Source organism: Clostridium sp. CTA-5, assembly GCF_054768135.1.
Genome location: NZ_BAAAAT010000010.1, coordinates 94,714 through 112,881, shown reverse-complemented (window position 1 = coordinate 112,881; position 18,168 = coordinate 94,714). Strand labels below are relative to the sequence as shown.

19 protein-coding genes and 1 other RNA gene are annotated in these 18,168 nt (G+C 26.8%); 2 read left to right on the top strand and 18 right to left on the bottom strand.

Annotated elements, in window-relative coordinates; translation table 11 throughout:
- The 13 genes from ACYUET_RS15820 to ACYUET_RS15760 form a co-directional block, all read right to left on the bottom strand.
- Positions 1-2,307 carry a hypothetical protein gene (locus ACYUET_RS15820; RefSeq protein ID WP_460281225.1) on the bottom strand — a complete coding sequence of 769 codons (2,307 nt, stop codon included), beginning with the start codon at positions 2,305-2,307 and terminating at the stop codon, positions 1-3.
- On the bottom strand, positions 2,308-3,366 hold the full coding sequence (locus ACYUET_RS15815) for a baseplate J/gp47 family protein (protein ID WP_460281223.1): 1,059 nt from the start codon (positions 3,364-3,366) through the stop codon (positions 2,308-2,310).
- 2 nt (positions 3,367-3,368) lie between these two features.
- Positions 3,369-3,776 (bottom strand): DUF2634 domain-containing protein, encoded by a 408-nt coding sequence (locus ACYUET_RS15810; RefSeq protein ID WP_460281222.1) that lies wholly within the window; start codon positions 3,774-3,776, stop codon positions 3,369-3,371.
- Complete coding sequence (locus ACYUET_RS15805) at positions 3,769-4,098, bottom strand: DUF2577 domain-containing protein (protein ID WP_460281221.1); 330 nt, start codon at positions 4,096-4,098, stop codon at positions 3,769-3,771. The genes ACYUET_RS15810 and ACYUET_RS15805 overlap by 8 nt, the downstream gene beginning before the upstream one ends.
- A 5-nt stretch (positions 4,099-4,103) precedes the next feature.
- The gene (locus ACYUET_RS15800) at positions 4,104-5,075 is read right to left on the bottom strand and encodes an XkdQ/YqbQ family protein (protein WP_460281220.1); all 972 of its coding nucleotides are present in this window, start codon (positions 5,073-5,075) and stop codon (positions 4,104-4,106) included.
- A gap of 11 nt (positions 5,076-5,086) precedes the next feature.
- Complete coding sequence (locus ACYUET_RS15795) at positions 5,087-5,749, bottom strand: LysM peptidoglycan-binding domain-containing protein (RefSeq protein WP_460281218.1); 663 nt, start codon at positions 5,747-5,749, stop codon at positions 5,087-5,089.
- Positions 5,749-7,704, bottom strand: a complete 1,956-nt coding sequence (locus ACYUET_RS15790) for a tail length tape measure protein (protein ID WP_460281217.1) — start codon at positions 7,702-7,704, stop codon at positions 5,749-5,751. Before ACYUET_RS15790 ends, ACYUET_RS15795 begins: the two co-directional genes overlap by 1 nt.
- Positions 7,705-7,899: 195 nt before the next feature.
- Positions 7,900-8,313 carry a phage tail assembly chaperone gene (locus ACYUET_RS15785; RefSeq protein WP_460281216.1) on the bottom strand — a complete coding sequence of 138 codons (414 nt, stop codon included), beginning with the start codon at positions 8,311-8,313 and terminating at the stop codon, positions 7,900-7,902.
- Between the two features lie 288 nt (positions 8,314-8,601).
- Positions 8,602-9,069 (bottom strand): phage tail tube protein, encoded by a 468-nt coding sequence (locus ACYUET_RS15780; protein WP_460281214.1) that lies wholly within the window; start codon positions 9,067-9,069, stop codon positions 8,602-8,604.
- 18 nt (positions 9,070-9,087) lie between these two features.
- Positions 9,088-10,398, bottom strand: a complete 1,311-nt coding sequence (locus ACYUET_RS15775; protein WP_460281212.1) for a phage tail sheath family protein — start codon at positions 10,396-10,398, stop codon at positions 9,088-9,090.
- Position 10,399: 1 nt separating this feature from the next.
- Entirely contained in the window at positions 10,400-10,555 is a 156-nt protein-coding gene (locus tag ACYUET_RS15770) for a hypothetical protein (protein WP_460281210.1), read from the bottom strand.
- Positions 10,545-10,961: a phage tail terminator family protein gene (locus tag ACYUET_RS15765; protein ID WP_460281208.1), complete on the bottom strand. Its 417-nt coding sequence runs from the start codon at positions 10,959-10,961 to the stop codon at positions 10,545-10,547. The genes ACYUET_RS15770 and ACYUET_RS15765 overlap by 11 nt, the downstream gene beginning before the upstream one ends.
- Before the next feature lie 1,123 nt (positions 10,962-12,084).
- On the bottom strand, positions 12,085-12,597 hold the full coding sequence (locus ACYUET_RS15760; protein WP_460281207.1) for a hypothetical protein: 513 nt from the start codon (positions 12,595-12,597) through the stop codon (positions 12,085-12,087).
- A 432-nt stretch (positions 12,598-13,029) separates the two neighbouring features.
- On the opposite strand from ACYUET_RS15760, the gene ACYUET_RS15755 reads away from it, so the two are divergent.
- Together ACYUET_RS15755 and ACYUET_RS15750 are read left to right on the top strand one after the other, a co-directional pair.
- Entirely contained in the window at positions 13,030-13,398 is a 369-nt protein-coding gene (locus tag ACYUET_RS15755; RefSeq protein ID WP_460281205.1) for a helix-turn-helix domain-containing protein, read from the top strand.
- Positions 13,399-13,416: 18 nt separating this feature from the next.
- Positions 13,417-13,878 (top strand): ImmA/IrrE family metallo-endopeptidase, encoded by a 462-nt coding sequence (locus ACYUET_RS15750; RefSeq protein WP_460281204.1) that lies wholly within the window; start codon positions 13,417-13,419, stop codon positions 13,876-13,878.
- A 415-nt stretch (positions 13,879-14,293) separates the two neighbouring features.
- Here ACYUET_RS15750 and rnpB read toward each other — a convergent pair.
- From rnpB to rpoD, 5 genes are all read right to left on the bottom strand, one after another.
- Positions 14,294-14,639, bottom strand: an RNA gene (rnpB, locus tag ACYUET_RS15745) — RNase P RNA component class A.
- 127 nt (positions 14,640-14,766) lie between these two features.
- Positions 14,767-15,003 (bottom strand): hypothetical protein, encoded by a 237-nt coding sequence (locus ACYUET_RS15740; RefSeq protein ID WP_460281202.1) that lies wholly within the window; start codon positions 15,001-15,003, stop codon positions 14,767-14,769.
- Positions 15,004-15,184: 181 nt separating this feature from the next.
- Entirely contained in the window at positions 15,185-15,976 is a 792-nt protein-coding gene (locus tag ACYUET_RS15735) for a Nif3-like dinuclear metal center hexameric protein (RefSeq protein WP_460281201.1), read from the bottom strand.
- Positions 15,977-16,175: 199 nt separating this feature from the next.
- Positions 16,176-16,859 carry a tRNA (adenine(22)-N(1))-methyltransferase gene (locus tag ACYUET_RS15730; protein WP_460281199.1) on the bottom strand — a complete coding sequence of 228 codons (684 nt, stop codon included), beginning with the start codon at positions 16,857-16,859 and terminating at the stop codon, positions 16,176-16,178.
- A gap of 180 nt (positions 16,860-17,039) precedes the next feature.
- Positions 17,040-18,164: an RNA polymerase sigma factor RpoD gene (gene rpoD, locus ACYUET_RS15725; protein WP_460281197.1), complete on the bottom strand. Its 1,125-nt coding sequence runs from the start codon at positions 18,162-18,164 to the stop codon at positions 17,040-17,042.
- Positions 18,165-18,168 lie beyond the last annotated feature (4 nt).

Genomic DNA, 18,168 nt, shown 5'->3' with positions numbered 1-18,168 from the left:
TTATACCCCCTTTAAATCATTCCAATTTACAGGACCTTTTTTCATTGCTCCTATTTCTGCAGGTGTTGGTTTTCTATTTGTAGTATATACATTAGCACCCTTTACTTGAAGTTCATTAGCATTTAAAGTTCCCGGACAAACTGTATTTCCATTCCCATCTAAAAGAGTTAGTGTTCTAGAAATATTAGCAAAATTACCTGTATATTGTCTTACATAAATAGGCTCATTTCCATTATCTGCTGTAGCTATTTCTAAACTTCCATTATCATTATTTCCCTGACCTTCTATTCTTATAAAATCGTTCGAAGCCATACTTCCATAAATTCTTGAAGCCGTCCCTCCATTAGCTGGTAATGATGATGGCATATTTTCTATTTCTGATATTGAATGTTCGTGTTTCTTATCTGCTTTATTACTTATAGTATTCCATGTATCTACGGACATTTGATTAATTCCATCTAGCACACTTTTGTTAGTATGCATATGATTTTGTGAAGTATCAACATCTTTTTTTGTGATAAATCCAATATCATTAATTAATTGACTTGTTTTATCGGGTATATTAGGTTTATTATTTAAATCATTATAATTATGTGTATGTCCTTTATCTGATTTATTATTTATAGTATTCCAAGAATTAATTAATTCTTGAGTAATTTTGTCTATAATGCTTTTATTATTATGCTCATGTCTTTTGTTATAAGCTTCTAAATTGTTAGCTCTTTCATTATCAGTAGTAAATCTCTTATTAGCATTATCAATTATCATATCTGCACTATGATTCGCTGGATGTATATACTTATTAGCTTCACTTTCTATTTTAGCTAATTTATTCTTATCAACTAAAGTATAATTCGCATCAGTTAATTGTTTTCCCTGAACTTTGTCAACTTTAGTAGCTAATTGCTTAGTCATAGTACCTGCAAAATTCGCATCATTATTTAAAGCTTTTGCTATTTCTTGTAATGTATCTAATGCCTCTGGAGCAGTCCCTATAACATCTTTAATCTTTTTAAGTACCTCTTCTTTTGTAAATATCTGATCTTTTGTATATCTCTTATTCAGTTCTGCATCTACATAAGTTTTATCAGATTTCTTATCTTGCAATTCTATATCTTTTTCTCTTAATTTCTGTATTTCTGCATTATTAGTTGTTTTATAATTATTAAGACTACCTTCAATACTGTTTTCTTTAGTTTTAGATCTATTTACTTCCTCATTAAATTTACTTGTGATATCATTTTCAACACTCTTTGCTCTAGAAATCTCACCATTTAAACTATTAGTTGTATTATTAATATTCTCAGTTAAACTTTTTTCTATTGCTTTTGATCTATTAATTTCTTCAGTTAAATTTGCATTTATACTCTCTTCAGACTTTGTTGCTCTAGATATTTCAGTATTCAAATTTTCAGTCAGTATTTTCTCAGAAGACTTGGCTCTATTACTCTCTACAGTTAAATTATCTGTTAATATTTTTTCAGCACTAATAGCTCTTTTAACTTCATCTCTAATATTATTACTAATAATATTTTCTGTATCTTTAGACCTATTAATTTCATTCCTTAAATCAATATTAGTAGTATTAATACTATTTGTTAATCTCTCTTCTTCCTTTTTTGCTCTAATTATTTCATTATTAATGTTATTAGTTAATCCTTCTTCTGAATTCTTAGCTCTATTAGATTCTATTTCTAAATTATCTGTTAAACCTTTTTCGCAACTTTTAGCTCTGTTTGTTTCAGCATTTAAATTCTTTATAATACTACTTTCAGAATTAGTTGCTCTTACTACTTCATCATGCAACTCTTTGTAAATATTATCTTCAGAATCAGTTGCTCTTTTAATCTCTTTAATAACATTATCTGTTAATATATTCTCAGCATCTTTTGCTCGTTTGGTTTCATTAGAAAGGTTATCACTTAAAGTTTTTTCAGCTAACTTTGATCTATCAATTTCAGAGTTTAAGTTTTCTTGAGTATTAACTACTGAATATTGCAATTTATTAATATCATCTGCTTCTACTTGATCTCCTATAGTTTCATAAGATATATATAATGGCGTTACTTTAGAAAATATTTTAATTATATTTTTCCATGGTGTAAGACTTGGTGTTGAAATACTATAAGTTTCAATTTTATCTCCTGTAAGCTTTGAACCTGTATATATATTTACTGTCTTAATATTTATATTGTCATGAGCAAGTTCATTTTCGTAAATTCCATCACGTACATCTATTTTTTCTTCTACAACATAAGTATTACCTTCAACTTTATTAAACTTTTCATTAAATTTACTTATATCCAATTACATCACTCCTAAATTCACAGTACCCAAAATTGCTATTTCTTCGTCTGCTAATTTTATATTAGAAAGTATGTTATTTATTTTTAAGTCTGAATAATCTAATATACCTGTTGTATTTAAAAGAATTTCTCCAATTCTTGCAATACTTATATAATCTGTTTTAAAGCTTAAACTCTTTAAATATTCATCTAATAACTTAGTAAATTCTTGTTGTGCAATACCTAGATTATAACCTTTTACTAAATTTATATTTGCATTTACATCTATTACTTTTTCTGTTGCACTAATAACACTTATTGTAGCTCCTATTGGTCTAACTTTTTCAATGTACTCAAATGTATCCTGTATTAATTTAGGTTTTGCTTTGTGTTTATTAGAATCAACTATAACAACTTTTACACACCCATTTTCATGCTCACCTTTTAAATTCGTTTCTGGAAATACTTTTGCACCACCAACACCTGTAACTTCTAATGCCCAATTTAAATAGTCATATTTATTTCCAGATGTAGATGGTGTTCTTACTTTAACCATTAACCTATTAAATAAACTTTCATTACTTTCTGTATCTACACCTTCAAGTATTGTCTCTCCTAAAATTCCTCTTCCTAATCCATCAATATATTCAATTGGAAGTAAATCCCCACTCGGAAAATTTCCAATAGATCCTATCACTTCAGATTTCATTTTATAGTTGCCATCTTCAATCTTTTCAATTGCGTAATAATTTATTTTATCTATAGAAAATCTAGAATTTAAAGGTATATCCATTACCTTTCCTTCACTGTCATAAAATATCCCAAGCTTAATTGCATAAGTTGGCATTTTTCTTTTTATTCCATGTTCCTCACATCTTTTATCTAGATATTCTTCTGGTATATTAGGGGAAGCAAAAGAGTATTCTAAAAATCTATCCATATCAGATCTTAATTTTGTTATTTCTTGTGCTACTGGAGCTAATGCATTATAAATCAAACTACTTCCAGGTCTTTTATCTAAATCATTTGGAACTTTATTTAACATATCTTTTAATAACTCTTCTTCTTTTATCTCAAACAAATTTAAATCACCACACTTTCATATAACTTTGAATAAATAGAAAAGACAGTGAACTTTACTAAAACACTGTCTTTTTCATATTCAAAAATAAATTCATCCACATTTTCAATTCTATCATCTTGAATTAAAGCTTCTTTTATCCTTCTCTTTATTTCACTTTCAGCTATATCTTTATCCATTCCTATTATTCCTTTAAGCTCACTGCCATAGTTATCGGAATATATAAGATACTCATATCTTTCTGTATTTAATATAAAATATATTGTTTGTTTAAGAGCTTCTACTTCATCAAAAATTCCAAATATCCTGTTATTCTTAATTCTATAAGTTTTTCCTGAATATTTTACATATTCTATATTATCAATATCTTGCAATAAACCACCTTGTGGCAATACACTAAAACTACTCATAAATTCCAACCTTATCAAGGATTAAAAATCTATCACCTTTTTCAATCATTAATAATGCAACAATATCTCCCTTTTTTAATCCTTCTCTAATTACTATTTTTCCAAGAGCTGATGATGTTTTTAAATGCGAATGTGTTAAATCTACTTCATATCTTGCTAAGCTTTCTGGAATAATGAAAAATTCTTTAGATAATATTCTTTTCTGATCTATTCTTATAGTTAAAGATTCATCTATTATAGTTCCAAACTCAATATCTAAAGGATTTCCAGCATTAATTGCATTTACACTTGCTTGTTTTATAAGCTCTATCATATTTCCCATGCTTATTACACCACCTTTAAATTAAATTCCATTATGTGTCCATCTTTTGAAAATTTGTGTGTAGCTTCTTCTATTAAGTAACATTGATTTATACCTTGCTTTTTTATATCAACAAACACTCCTGCACCCCCTCTTAGCTTTCCATCTAATTTTATATCAGTTCCTAATACATTTTTTAATTTTAAGGTTTTACTTTCTTTGTTTTTTAATTTTAAGTTTCCATCAAGCATTTTTTCAATATCTGATTTACTTAATTTATCATCAATACTTTTAAAAAATTGAAGTCTTCCCCATTTATATATATTTGAACTATCTTGAGCAATATACACATCGTCTCGTCCAGCATCTTTATTTTTTTTAACAAATTTTATCCTATTATAACTGTCCTCAATAGATTTACTCCAATCATATTTTCCTAAATTAGTATCATCAGATATGATTATTTCTTGTCTCATATTATTTATGTCTTTAAGATTTAGGCTTCCAAAATCATCATATAAAACAAAAGTTTTTGTATTTGCTATTAATGTTTTTTCAAGTGCCTTATAAATAATATCTAATAATTTTTTATCACTTTCTTGAAGCTTTGGAATAACATATTCAGTATCTTCAATGATTCCTTTTCTTAATCCTAAATTATCAACTATTTTACTAACTATGTCACTTGCTTTTATGCCGGTAAATACATAAGTATCGTTATACATTAGGTATTTAATTTGATCATATGCAGTTATTTTAATTTCATTTCCTTCATCACCTGAATTTTTAAATATATATCCATAAAATATATTAGCTTCATCTACTCTAAACCTTATAATATCCCCATTTGATAAAGCTAATGTTGAATCTTCTAATAAGTTTACATCTAAACTTGATGTACTACCTTTTCTTTTTGTTTTCCATGTTATATCTTTTACGAGATCACTAATATCAAAAATATTTCCTTTTTTATCATCAATCAACAATTCTATTTTCATATAAACCTCCTTTATGGAATATTAAATACTTGCCCTGGAAATATTAAATCTGGATTAGAAATATTATTAATCTCTGCAATTTCTTTATATCTATTTCCATCACCTAAATATTTTTTAGCAATATGCCAAAGAGTATCTCCTTCAACCACAGTATGAGTCTTTACTTTTACAGTATCATTAGGTCTAATTGTCGTATTATAATTTTCTAAAACAACACCATTTTTTATTTCCTGTACCACTGCTTTTTTAGCGTAATATGGTTTATATCTTTTTAATTCTATAGAATAATAAATATCTCCAACTTCTCCACCTTTTTCAGTAAATTTAAGACTTTCAATAGAAAATAGATCATTTATCTCAAATTCAGAACCTATAAATATAAATCTTATTTTTTCTTTGTTTTTACGCCACTGCTTTAATTTATTCATATAAACATGAGGCCTAAAGAAATGCTTATCACTTACATACGGTCCATTATTTCTTGGAAAATAACTTTTAAATGATATTTTAGTTAATTTAGGGACATTTAGAACATTTACTTCTCCTAGATTTATAACGTCATAAGTTTTGTTATTTCCATTTTCGTTTATTTCAATTTCTTGCGGAAGAACAGGTAAAACAAATCCTTCCTCTCCATTATTTATGCTTAATCGCATTTTATACTTTTTACTCATTACGCATACAACCCTTCTGCACTATTAATCATCTCATTTTCCATATATGATTCTATTTTCGATATAATTGTATTAATATCAGCTTCCTCTTTAATATCTCCTGTTGTTACCTGTACTGTTGGGGTTAAAGATACAAAATTTTGAATGCTTTCTTGTTCTGCTAAATCTTTCATCATTTCTAAATGTTCATTTGAAACTTCTACATTATCATCCATTCCTTTAAGATTTTCAGATACATCAGCTACATTATTACCTAAATTAGTATTATCTATAGATGAACTTAAACCATCATCTGCATTATATAGTGGATTAGACATTCCTCCAGAATTAGTTAAATTTGTTGGACTATTGTTTTGAACTCCAAACTTAGTTAAATCATTTCCATTCTTTATATTATCTATTTTAGATTTAATATCTCCAAAATTATTTCCAATACCTGATGCAAATTTACTTCCAGCGTTATATCCGAAATTGTATTCGTTACCCAAATCCTTACTTTCCATTCTAGGTGCAACCCAATAATCATTAGGTGGATCAGGAATATCTACTTTAAGAGAACCTATTGAAAAATCTCCGATTAAATCCTTTAAAAATGGAATGCTTTTCGCTTTTTCTACAATCCAATCTAAAGCACTTCCTACGAATTCAATTATTGAATTCCATATATTATAGAACAATCTTTGTATTGAATATAGTGGATGATTAAATACATTTGCTAGAAATTCCGCTAAACTCGCAAATATATTCCATATACATGCAATTTGGTTATAAAGATTCCCAAAGACCATCATAAAAATTCCGCCTATAAATCCACATACCTGCTGAGTTGTAATTCCACATTGCATTAATATATATATAAGTAATGCTATTACTCCAATTGCTATTAGTATTGGTATATTTGCAAGCATCCATGCTCCTGCCATAGCTAATGCTTGACTTATAAGAATACAGAAACTTGGTATTATGGTATATAACAAATATATTCCTATCGCCATTAGCATAGGTTCTATTATTCCCCAATTATTTTTTACAAGTTCACAAATCCATAATATAACATTAGCTAATAATCCAAGACCTACTGATATTGAATCAAAGAATACTTGAAATGAACCATTAGAAAACATTTCATTTACTATTCCCATGACTGGGGTAAATGCTTCTAATGCGCCTTGCCCAGCTTCTCCTAAACTACCGTTAAAATTTTCTTTTAAATTATCAAATTGAGCAGAAGCTGAATTATTAAAATTATCAAGCATTGAATCATTGAGACCTTTTCCATCTAAAAGTCCATCAAATTTAGATGTAAAATCATCTAAATCCTTACTTGCTTGCAGAATTCCTATATCATCACTACTAAATTTAAACTTGTTTTGAAGTGAACTTCCATCACCAGACATCATCTTTTTAATAGCATCTCCTGCCCCTGACATCCCTTCAGTAGAGTTACCAAGTGATAACCTCTCAGATAAATTAGCTAATTTATCTAAGCTTTCTGTATTTTTAGTTACTCCTAAAAATGACTGTGCATTATTTTTAAGTTCATCAAATGAAAATCCTGATTGATTAGCTTGCTTTTGTAGATGATTAAAATAAGCTGTTCCTGCATCTTTATCGCCAACCATTCCTTGTACTGAAAGCTTTTTATCCTCAATTTTTGATGCTTCTGATAAAACCGATTGTACTCCACTTTTTATTGAATCAAAACTTATTAGATTTTTGCCAAAATCCTTAGCTTTACTTAAAAGATTATCCATAGATGAAGAACTCTTTTCTATATTTTGACTTAAATTAGATTGAGCATTTGCTGCTTGTTGTATATTTACTTGTAAAATATTTGTTAATGATATTTGTTGTTGTATAAATTGTAATCCAAACATTGCTGAAGTTGGCGGATTAGCTTGAACTGGAGGATTCATACCTCCTATTGGTATTAATCCTGTTTCCATTGACGCCATCATATTCCCTCCTTTCTTTTTATCTTCTTCTCTTTAATTTCTTAGCTTCTTTATTTTCTTTTTCTACATGTAAATCTATTGAAGCATATATAAAAGCTTTTTCTTGTCTAGATAAATTCATTAATACATGAGGAAGTATTTTAAGCTTATGGAGGGCATAGTGGGCATAAGCTGCTTCACCATCTCCCCCCTCAATTAGTTTTTTGCTTCTTCTATTAATTCATTTACACTTTTGTCATATCCATTTACTTCACTTACTATAGATGACCATTCTGAAAATTCTCCATCTTTCATTTTTGATTTCATTGCAGTTAATAATTCTTCTGATCCCATAACTCCCCAAGAAGATTGAAGCTCTGAATTTTTTAAATCTGGGCAAGTTGTAGTTTCAATTATTAAATCTGAAATATACTTATCCTGATCTGTTTCAATTATTCTTTGTCCTTTTACAAATTTAGTTTTTCTATTTTTCTTTCTCAATTTATCTCCTAGATCAGCAGAGATAGGTTTAAATTTCATTAACTTTTTCTTTCCACCTAAAGTTACTTCTCTCTCAATTTCTTGTGTATCCTCAAAATTATCCATTAAAAAATCTGCAAAATTATTCATTATTCTTTCTCCTTCTTTTTTCAGTATTTCTTAAATTAACTGTTAATTTTTCATGTTTGCTATAATTAGTCTTTTTTATTCGCTTTAAGTCTTACATAATATTAAGTCATTATTTTTTTGCTTTAAATAGCTTTATATATTAATTTAGTACCCAAATTTGTAATGACTTAAAGCACTATATTTTAAACTACATTATTGTTTAAAATAGTATTAATGTTTTAATTAATTTATTTATTTATATAGCTCTTATCCTACAATAAAAAAATCAACTTAAAACATTTATAATTATTATGAAATTACTGGTTTACCAAACTTATCTAATAAATCAACATCTTCATAAGTAAATGCCATTTCTTCTTCTAATACTTCACTCTCTACATCAAACATTGCCATACTTACCTTATCAAAATTACATTTCTTTAATACAATAGTTTGTCTGCCTATTGTTGATGTTGAATCTTCATTTGTAACAGTCATATCAAAGTACATGTCCTTACCAGTTTTAATATACTTTATCATCATTTCTCTAAATAAAGATGTAACATAATAAACAGTAAGAGTTCCTGTTCCTTTCCAACCAGTTGCTTTATTTTGTTCTACTCTACTACCTAAAGTTTTTCCTGTTGTTTTAGTCTTTTCTGCATCAGACTCTAGTTTTTTTGCATAAAACAATTCTTCATTTCTACCATTTACAGTTATAAAACCTTTTGCTTCTGTTCCACTTAATGTATCGCTAAAATTTAAAAAATCACTCATTTAATCCTACCCCCATCATTATATAAATACAGTCATATAAATTTTTTCCATACTATCTATTGGTTGTGCATTTACATTAACCACAATAGCATCTTTTGAATTTCCACTATATACTTCAATATCTTCTACTGTTACATTCTCTAATGCACCTTGTGCTTGTAATGTTTCTAATATATTAAGTACATCTTTTTTAAATAAATTTCTTCCATCTTCATTGTTGCTTACTTTACCTATATAGTTTTCTTCCCACTTATTCTTTATCAAATCATTTATTCCATCTAAAACTCTTACAACTCGATTTTTTCTAAAATCAGATTTTTTATCATCTGTAAAATCCTTTAGAGTATTAATATCTTGTTCTATTAATACTTTCTTGTTATTAGTAATAAAAATAATTTCACCATTTTTAATTATTTGTTTGATATCACTATCTGAATATCTTGTATCTACATTTACAGCACCTTCATATACTGCATAAGTATTAGATTGTGAATATCCTGAACTTGCAGTTAAAGCTGCAACATATGCTGTTGCTTCTATATTTCCAACATGTATATTGTCTTTAATATACACACCATTTTTAACTGATATAATGCCTTCATAATCTGCTTCTGCAAAATTAGGTAAAACAGCTTGTACTTTTCTACCTTCATTTTCTCTTAGTCTCTTAACAAATTCTTTTACAACTAACTTAGTACTCTTATCATCATAAGGAATTGCTACAGTATTAAAATCATATAATTCTAATTCCTTTAAGAAATCTGAATAATCTTTTCCTGTTGCAACTTTATCCTCTCCACCTTCAAGTTTAATTCCAGCTGATAATATAAGTGCTCCTGTACCTGTAAATTCTACAAATATATTGTTAGCTAAATCTTCAATATTCTTAACTGTTTGGATATCAACTCTTGTTTCTCCTAAAAATGTAGTTACATCAAAAGCAGTTTCATCATAAATGTTTGTTTGTATAACTACTCTTATTTCATTTCCTTTACTACCACTCCATTTAGATGTTATAGTTAATCCTCCTAATGTTTTATTAGCTTTAACACCATAATTAAGTCTATATAACAATACTTTCTTTGCCTTTTTTAATGCCTCTTGTAACATTAAAATAGATCTATCATTATTTTCTATTCCTATAGTGTTTAATAAATCTGTTTCATTATCTATTTCAATAATCTTTTTTTCTACTCCAAAAGGTAATACTAATGGTAATCCAACTATTCCCCTTTCATTAATATTGCTTTCTTCATTTTTCTTGCTTTTAAAATTTACATAAGCTCCTGCTCTTAACTTATCTTGTTTTTCCCATGTTCCTCCTGACATTCTAATCAGCCTCCCTATCATAAAATTTATTAATTATATTTTTAGCATCATTTATGCTATATTCTTCTTCACCTAATAAAGCATTTAAAATATCTTTTTCATTAGGTGTAAAATACTTTGATTCTACTATTTGTTCTTTTGAAAATTTACTTTCCACTTACTTTTACCTCCAAATTATTCATATCTTGTCCCTTAAAAGCTTTTAATAAGTTGAAATTTACTTGAAAGATAAAATGTAATACTCCATCTGTTATTTCATGCTTCATATTAACTGCTCTATATAATTTTTTATCAACTTCTATATATTCAAGTAATTTATATAAACTATCAGCCATATTAAAGTAATCTAAATTTTTACTTTCTTTATTACTTAAATAACTTATATCGAAAGACAAATTACATCTATATCTTCTATTAAGTTCTTTAATTTGCTTTGAAGCTAATATTTGCACAAAAAAACAGGGTTTATTAAAATCCTGTTCTAATTCATCATCATATAAAGTTACAGTTGGAAACTTTTCAACTAACATTGTACTAATTTTACTTTTCAATTCATTCATCATTTATAATTACCACCTCCTTCAAAAATTTTGTACAGCCATTTATCACCTCCTAACATTTAAAACAAAATCATAAGCAGAAAAACAAAGTTGTTCTTTAAGCTCTGCAACTTATAAAAAAGAGCATAATAAAAAGCCTCATTTAAATAAGGCTTTTTTAATTATTGTTATATATCTTTATAGGTACCTATAAATTTAAAGCATAATTATGCTAAATCATATGTCTAATTTTTTAATATTTAGTTTAATAAGTTTTGTTACTTTTCCACATTAACATTATCTCACATTAAATATTTCATTAAAATAACATCTTTTTTTCATCTATTTATCAATTCATTTATAAATGTTATCTAAAATATACATATATATTTTTTACAATTTAAATTCTACATTTATTTAAATCATCTTGTTAAAGATAATTCTAAATTAAATTCAAAATTTTATTATAGAAATCATATTACAACATATATATCTTATTTAAGATATTTTCCTCTAGTCTATACAAAAGCAAAATAAAAGTACCTATTTTTTTAATAGATACTTCTCAATTTACTGGTTTATTTTTATTTACTTAATCGCTTTTCTTTACTCTTCCACACTAACATTATCTCACATTAGATATTTCATTAAAATAACATCTTTTTTTCATCTATTTATCAATTCGTTTATATACGTCATCTAAAATGATTTTTTTACACCTTCTTTAATATATTTTTCTTATGTCTATATAAAAGCAAAATAAAAGTACCTATTTTTTTATAGATACTTTTAAATTTACTGTTTTATTTTCATTTATTTAATCTCTTTTGTTTACTTTTCCACACTAACATTATCTCACATTAAATATTTCATTAAAATAACATCTTTTTTTCATCTATTTATCAATTCATTTATAGATGTTATCTAAAATGATTTTTTACACCTTCTTTAATATATTTTGCTTCTGTACTATACAAAAGCAAAATAAAAAGTACCTATTTTTTAATAGATACTTTTAAATTTACTATTTTATTTTCATTTACTTAATCGCTTTTATTTACTTTTCCACACTAACATTATCTCACATCAGATATTTCATTAAAATAATATCTTTTTTTCATTTATTTATCAATCCATAAAGTTTTAATTAACTTAATTTTATTGCCTCAATACCAAATAGATAAATTCCTAACTCGTCTAACATCTCATTAACCCATCGTCTAACAGTAATAACACCACAATTTAATTCTTCTGCTATGGTTTCATATGTTTTTTCATCTATAAATAGCTTTTCTAATGCTAAATACTTTTCTATAACACCCTTTTTCCTTTGTTCTTTTCTTAATATCTCTAATGATGAATCTACATGCGAAATCATTATTAAAGTTTTAACCTTGCTTTGTTTTATACTCAGTATATATAATTCATCATATTCTTCTTTTTCTAACTCTATTTTATCAGTTACACCTATATCATTTATATCACTTATTGAATAAATTATATGAGACTTTAAATCATTATAATGCTTCATAAGTAATTTAGTATTATGAAATACTCTTTTTTTATCTATTGATTTTTGTTCCTTATCATATTCTTTTATAGCAGTCTTAACTGCTTTTTCTATAACTTTACATATATTCATTTCTTCTAATTCTAACATAAAAATTCCCCCTTATACCTTATATCCAAATTTTCTTAATTTTTCTTTTAATTTTATATATTAATATTAACAGTGCATAACATATTATATTTTAAGTGTCTACTGTAGTCTCTCTTTTCTATTTCCATACTACTATTATCCCATGTCAAATTTATCATTAAAATACCATATTTTTTTCATCTATTTATCAAATTAAACATATTATTATTTATTATGATATTTTATTATTTAAACGGCTAACCGTAATTAAATTATATATTCGGTTTAGCGTTTATACAAGTTCTACCAATTACGTTTTTCCGTTATATTATATAATTTTATATAATAATACTTGTTTTATCTCCGGTTTGCTGTAATTTTTGATTTACTTTACTAATATTAAGTGGTATCATATTCCTGTAAACCGTAATTAATTATAAAGGGGGATTGAAAATGAGCTATATAGGTGATTTTTTAAAAGCTACAAGAATTCAAAAAAAATTTACATTAAAAGAATTATCTGATATAAGCGGTGTTGGTCCTAGTACTATTTCAGATATAGAAACAGGTACTTCTTTAAATCCTAGAATGAGTACACTTCAAAGACTTGCTAATGCACTCGAAATATCTGTTAATGATTTTTTTGAAAGTGATAATCATATCATTGAAAATAATAAACTACAAAAAAAAAATATTGATGTTGAAAAACAAAAACAAATAGATACCGTTGCAGCACATTTAGAAGATAAAAACTTAACTCCTAAAAAGGTAAAACTATTAAAAGATTATATTGATGCTTTATTTGATGATGAAGATTGGTAAAAATAAGGATATACTTTAATGACATATGAAAGCTTACTTATAGATGCTGAAAATAAGGGGTTAAGGGTTAAGGAAAAAAAATTAAAATATAATCTTAAAGGTTTATATAAAAATAGTAAAATACTTATTGATAAAAGTATTGAAACCAATGTCGAACGTAAATGTATTTTAGTTGAAGAAATAGGACATCATGAAACCTCATTTGGAAATATAATTGACGACAATGATATTAACAATAGAAAACAAGAACTTCGTGCTAGAAGATGGGGAAATGAACGACTTGTTAAATTAAAATATTTTATAAATGCTTATAATAACGGTGTAACAAATAAATATGAATTAGCTGAATATCTAGAAGTTACAGATGAATTTTTAGAAGAAACTATAAATCATTATAAAAAAAAATATGGAACTTATTATAAATTAGATAATTATTTGATTTATTTTGAACCTAATTTAGGTATCCTAAAACTTATTTAAAATAATGGCTATATTTTAAAGCAGTGTTGATATTTTAGTATAAGGGCGAACTGGCATTGGAATTTGCTTTTTTAGAACTCTTAAGTGAAAGTCAAAATTTTATATTTTGTTACTTGAACTTACTCAGCGAATGTACATGAATCGAGTTTCCTTTTAGTCTTACAATTAATTGCTTGTCACAATCTTTGATTGGGAGCATGCATTAATTGGACTAAACTTTGTTTTAGAGTTCTTAAGTAAGAGTCAAAATTTTATATTTTGTTCCTCGAACTTACTGGACTAATGTATATAAGTCAAATTTCCTATTTCAATTCTTTCCATGAGCTTTATACTACAATATCAACATTCACTTAAAACATAGAAAATATTCTAAATATGAAAAAACACTAGGCATTAACCTAGTGTTTTTCATATTTGAACGAGTCAAACCATAAGCGGGGTTCTGTATTAAGCAATCATCTATCTAGGTCTATTGTTGCCAATAGACTCAAGCGACGCACCCAGAGGCGGGACGGGCAATCCCATTAATGCCTCTCTATTCGGTCTTGCTCCAAGTGGGGTTTACATAGCCGTGAAGTCACCATCACGCTGGTAAGCTCTTACCTCACCTTTCCACCCTTACCTAAGTAAACTTAGGCGGTATATCTCTGTTGCACTTTCCTTCAAGTCGCCTTGACTGGACGTTATCCAGCACTCTGCCCTATGGAGCCCCGACTTTCCTCTCCTGGGTCAAGCCCAGCAGCGATTGCACGTTTTGCTCGCAAGATACATAATACCACAGATTTTTATATTTTACAAATAAAAATTTAATTAAATTTGTTGGTAATTATTAAAATCAATAATAAAATCACTATAAATAAACTTTATTAGAAGTAATATATTTTAATTTTATACTAATATAAATAAAAATATTAATAAAACTATTATTATTATTCCATAAAGATTAACTCCCCATAAAAGTAATGATGCAAGTATCATTGCTCCCACTATAGCTTTAGGGCAAAGATACCAAGGACAAGGTCCTGGAAAGAATGGATACCACCAGCTTCTCCTTCTTCCACCTCTAAAACATCTTCTAACATTCCTGCACATATGCTTAAAACCTTTTTTGTTGCCGTCTCCCATAATTACCACCTACACATTATTCTTATAACTAATATATGCATATATATGATAATTTAGTTAACTGATAAAGTGGAAATTTTACTCTGATAAAACTAACTTTAAGTTTATACTATTTTATCTAAATCTTTTTTATATAATGATATATTTTAAAACCATGTTAATTTTCACTTACAACATAACCTTATATAAAACTATAAGGGTCTTCACATTTTGTTGATGTTATAAATTCAATATCTTTAAATTCCTCTTTTAAAAATTCTAAACTTTTTAAAAAAGTAAACCACTCAGTTCCAAAGTGTCCTGCATCTATTATACTTATACCCATTTCTTTAAAATCGGATGCAAAATGGTAAGTAGTATCCCCTGTTATTATACATTCTGCACCAAGCTCTTTTGCTTTACCGAAAAGATCTTGGCCACTTCCATTAATTATAGCTAATGTGTTAAATTCACTTACACCTTCTACAACTCTCATATGTTGTATATTCAACTTATTTTTTATAATCATTATAATATCTTTTAATTCAATTTTATTTTCTAATTTAACTATTCTTCCAATACCAGCATCTTCAAAGCCTTTAATCGTAGAAGTTTCAATTATTTTATTTGATTTAAATCCTAGAATTTCAACTAATGTTTGATTTATTCCTAACTTGGCAGAATCTAAATTAGTATGGCATGAGTATAAACTTATATCATTTTGAATTAAACTTATCAACTTTTCTCCTAATAAATCACCTTTTACTATATTCTTAGGTTTTCTAAATATTAAAGGATGATGAGTTATTATTAAATCAATTTTATTTTCTATTGCTTCTTTAATTACTTTGTTAGTACAATCTAAAGCTAATAGAACCTTCTTTACATTTTTCTTATTATCACCCACCATTAACCCAACATTATCATAATCCTCTTTTAAAAATTTAGGTGCTCTTTTTTCAATTAATTTTGAAATATCCTTAACAGTATTCATTACAATTTTACTCCTTTAATAATATAAATTAACCAAACTATATATTTTTAGATACATTCAAAAATAGTAAGTAACTTAATATATTTGTATGATAATATCTTAATAATCTTATTTTATATCCAATTATAAAGTACAATTACTCCCTTTCCTAATACAAAATATATCTTACATATTTGATTTATTATTTTCTTTTATCTGCCTAAATAAATCCTTCTAAAACTTTAATTTTATCTTTAATTTCTGTTTTTCTTCTTTCTGCGGCTTCTGTATTTTCTTTAATAAAATTTAAAATCTTATTATATTTTTCAATTTTAAATTTAATATATTCTTTAATTAATAAATTATTTTGCTTTAACATTACAGGACTTATTTCATAAAATATAGAATCTAATGTTGTTTTTTCTCCTGCTTTATATTTAACTTTGAATAATTCATAATATTGACCTTCATCAAAACATAAATCTTCATTTAAAATTTCATAATTGTTATTATATAAATATTCTCTTAAAACTTCTGGATTTTGCGCTGGTTGAAGAACTAAATAATCTAAATTTCTAACCTTATCTAAATCATCTTCTAAAATATCTCTAATTAAGTTTCCACCCATTCCAGCGATTATAATTCCTTGTGCCTCATCCTTCTTTAATGGTTTAAGACCTCCACCTAATCTAAGATCAACATTAGATAATACACCATCTAATGAAGCATTAATTTTTGCCTTTTGAAGAGGATCCTTATTTATATCAGATGCAATAGCTTTTTCCGATATTTCATTTTTTACTAAATAAATAGGTATATATCCATGATCAGTACCCACATCCATTATTACCTTACATTTATCTACATATTTAATAATCCAACTTAATCTTTTACTTAATTCCATATTCTATTTACACTCCTGTTTATCTTTATATACTATGCTATGCTTTAAGTGATAACGACTTCTAACCTTTCATTCAAAGACAAGCTTTTTTTGAAGGCTAAGAATTCTGTTTATACTACAATATCATCACTGTTTTAAAACATAACTATATCTTAAAAAAAGAGCACCTTAAAAAGGTGCTTAATCTAAATAATCTTTTAATTTCTTACTTCTTGATGGATGCCTTAATTTTCTTAAAGCCTTAGCTTCTATTTGTCTAATTCTTTCTCTAGTAACATTAAACTCTTTTCCTACTTCTTCAAGCGTTCTAGCTCTTCCATCATCTAAACCAAATCTTAATCTTAATACCTTTTCTTCTCTAGGAGTTAAAGTATCCAGTACATTTATTAATTGCTCTTTTAACATTGTAAATGCTGCTGCTTCTGCTGGAGCTGGAGCTTCATCATCTGGTATAAAATCACCTAAATGAGAATCTTCTTCTTCTCCTATTGGAGTTTCTAAGGATACTGGTTCTTGTGCTATTTTTTGAATTTCACGAACTTTATCTACTGGTAATTCCATTATTTTTGAAATTTCTTCAGGGAAAGGATCTCTACCAAGTTCTTGTAATAATTGTCTTTGAACTCTTATTAATTTATTTATTGTTTCTACCATGTGTACAGGTATTCTTATAGTTCTAGCTTGGTCTGCAATAGCTCTAGTTATTGCCTGTCTAATCCACCATGTAGCATAAGTAGAGAATTTGTACCCTTTTCTGTAATCAAATTTTTCAACTGCTTTTATAAGACCTAAGTTTCCTTCTTGAATTAAATCTAAAAATAACATTCCTCTTCCAACATATCTTTTAGCAATACTTACTACTAATCTTAAATTAGCTTCTGCAAGTTTTTTCTTTGCTACTGGATCTCCATCTTCAATTCTTCTTGCATAATCTATCTCTTCTTCTGAAGATAATAGAGGAACTTTTCCTATTTCCTTTAAATACATTCTTACAGGGTCATCTATAGCTATTCCTTCTGGAACTGTTAAATCTATTTCTTCTTCAACTTCTGGTTGAGCATGTTCAGCACCTATAACTTCAATTCCCATCATTTCAAGTACTTCATATATTTTTTCTATTTGTTCTGGATTTAAATCTATATGATCTATTTCATCCATAATTTCTTTATATGTTAAAGAACCATTTTTCTTTCCTTTTTCAATAAGACCCTTTACCATGGCCATTCTAGCATTTTTATCGTCTTTTCCTTTTGTGGCCTTTGTTTTAGTTTTTTGCTCCATATTTTCTTTACCTCCTTCTGCCATGACC

What these genes read in the sequence shown, in the direction of transcription:
- ACYUET_RS15810 (WP_460281222.1), bottom strand. Translation starts at nt 3,776, where the DNA reads ATGAGTAGTTTTAGTGTATTGCCACAAGGTGGTTTATTGCAAGATATT.
- ACYUET_RS15805 (WP_460281221.1), bottom strand. Translation starts at nt 4,098, where the DNA reads ATGGGAAATATGATAGAGCTTATAAAACAAGCAAGTGTAAATGCAATT.
- ACYUET_RS15800 (WP_460281220.1), bottom strand. Translation starts at nt 5,075, where the DNA reads ATGAAAATAGAATTGTTGATTGATGATAAAAAAGGAAATATTTTTGAT.
- ACYUET_RS15795 (WP_460281218.1), bottom strand. Translation starts at nt 5,749, where the DNA reads ATGAGTAAAAAGTATAAAATGCGATTAAGCATAAATAATGGAGAGGAA.
- ACYUET_RS15790 (WP_460281217.1), bottom strand. Translation starts at nt 7,704, where the DNA reads ATGGCGTCAATGGAAACAGGATTAATACCAATAGGAGGTATGAATCCT.
- ACYUET_RS15785 (WP_460281216.1), bottom strand. Translation starts at nt 8,313, where the DNA reads ATGAATAATTTTGCAGATTTTTTAATGGATAATTTTGAGGATACACAA.
- ACYUET_RS15780 (WP_460281214.1), bottom strand. Translation starts at nt 9,069, where the DNA reads ATGAGTGATTTTTTAAATTTTAGCGATACATTAAGTGGAACAGAAGCA.
- ACYUET_RS15775 (WP_460281212.1), bottom strand. Translation starts at nt 10,398, where the DNA reads ATGTCAGGAGGAACATGGGAAAAACAAGATAAGTTAAGAGCAGGAGCT.
- ACYUET_RS15765 (WP_460281208.1), bottom strand. Translation starts at nt 10,961, where the DNA reads ATGATGAATGAATTGAAAAGTAAAATTAGTACAATGTTAGTTGAAAAG.
- ACYUET_RS15760 (WP_460281207.1), bottom strand. Translation starts at nt 12,597, where the DNA reads ATGTTAGAATTAGAAGAAATGAATATATGTAAAGTTATAGAAAAAGCA.
- ACYUET_RS15755 (WP_460281205.1), top strand. Translation starts at nt 13,030, where the DNA reads ATGAGCTATATAGGTGATTTTTTAAAAGCTACAAGAATTCAAAAAAAA.
- ACYUET_RS15750 (WP_460281204.1), top strand. Translation starts at nt 13,417, where the DNA reads ATGACATATGAAAGCTTACTTATAGATGCTGAAAATAAGGGGTTAAGG.
- ACYUET_RS15740 (WP_460281202.1), bottom strand. Translation starts at nt 15,003, where the DNA reads ATGGGAGACGGCAACAAAAAAGGTTTTAAGCATATGTGCAGGAATGTT.
- ACYUET_RS15735 (WP_460281201.1), bottom strand. Translation starts at nt 15,976, where the DNA reads ATGAATACTGTTAAGGATATTTCAAAATTAATTGAAAAAAGAGCACCT.
- ACYUET_RS15730 (WP_460281199.1), bottom strand. Translation starts at nt 16,859, where the DNA reads ATGGAATTAAGTAAAAGATTAAGTTGGATTATTAAATATGTAGATAAA.
- rpoD (WP_460281197.1), bottom strand. Translation starts at nt 18,164, where the DNA reads ATGGCAGAAGGAGGTAAAGAAAATATGGAGCAAAAAACTAAAACAAAG.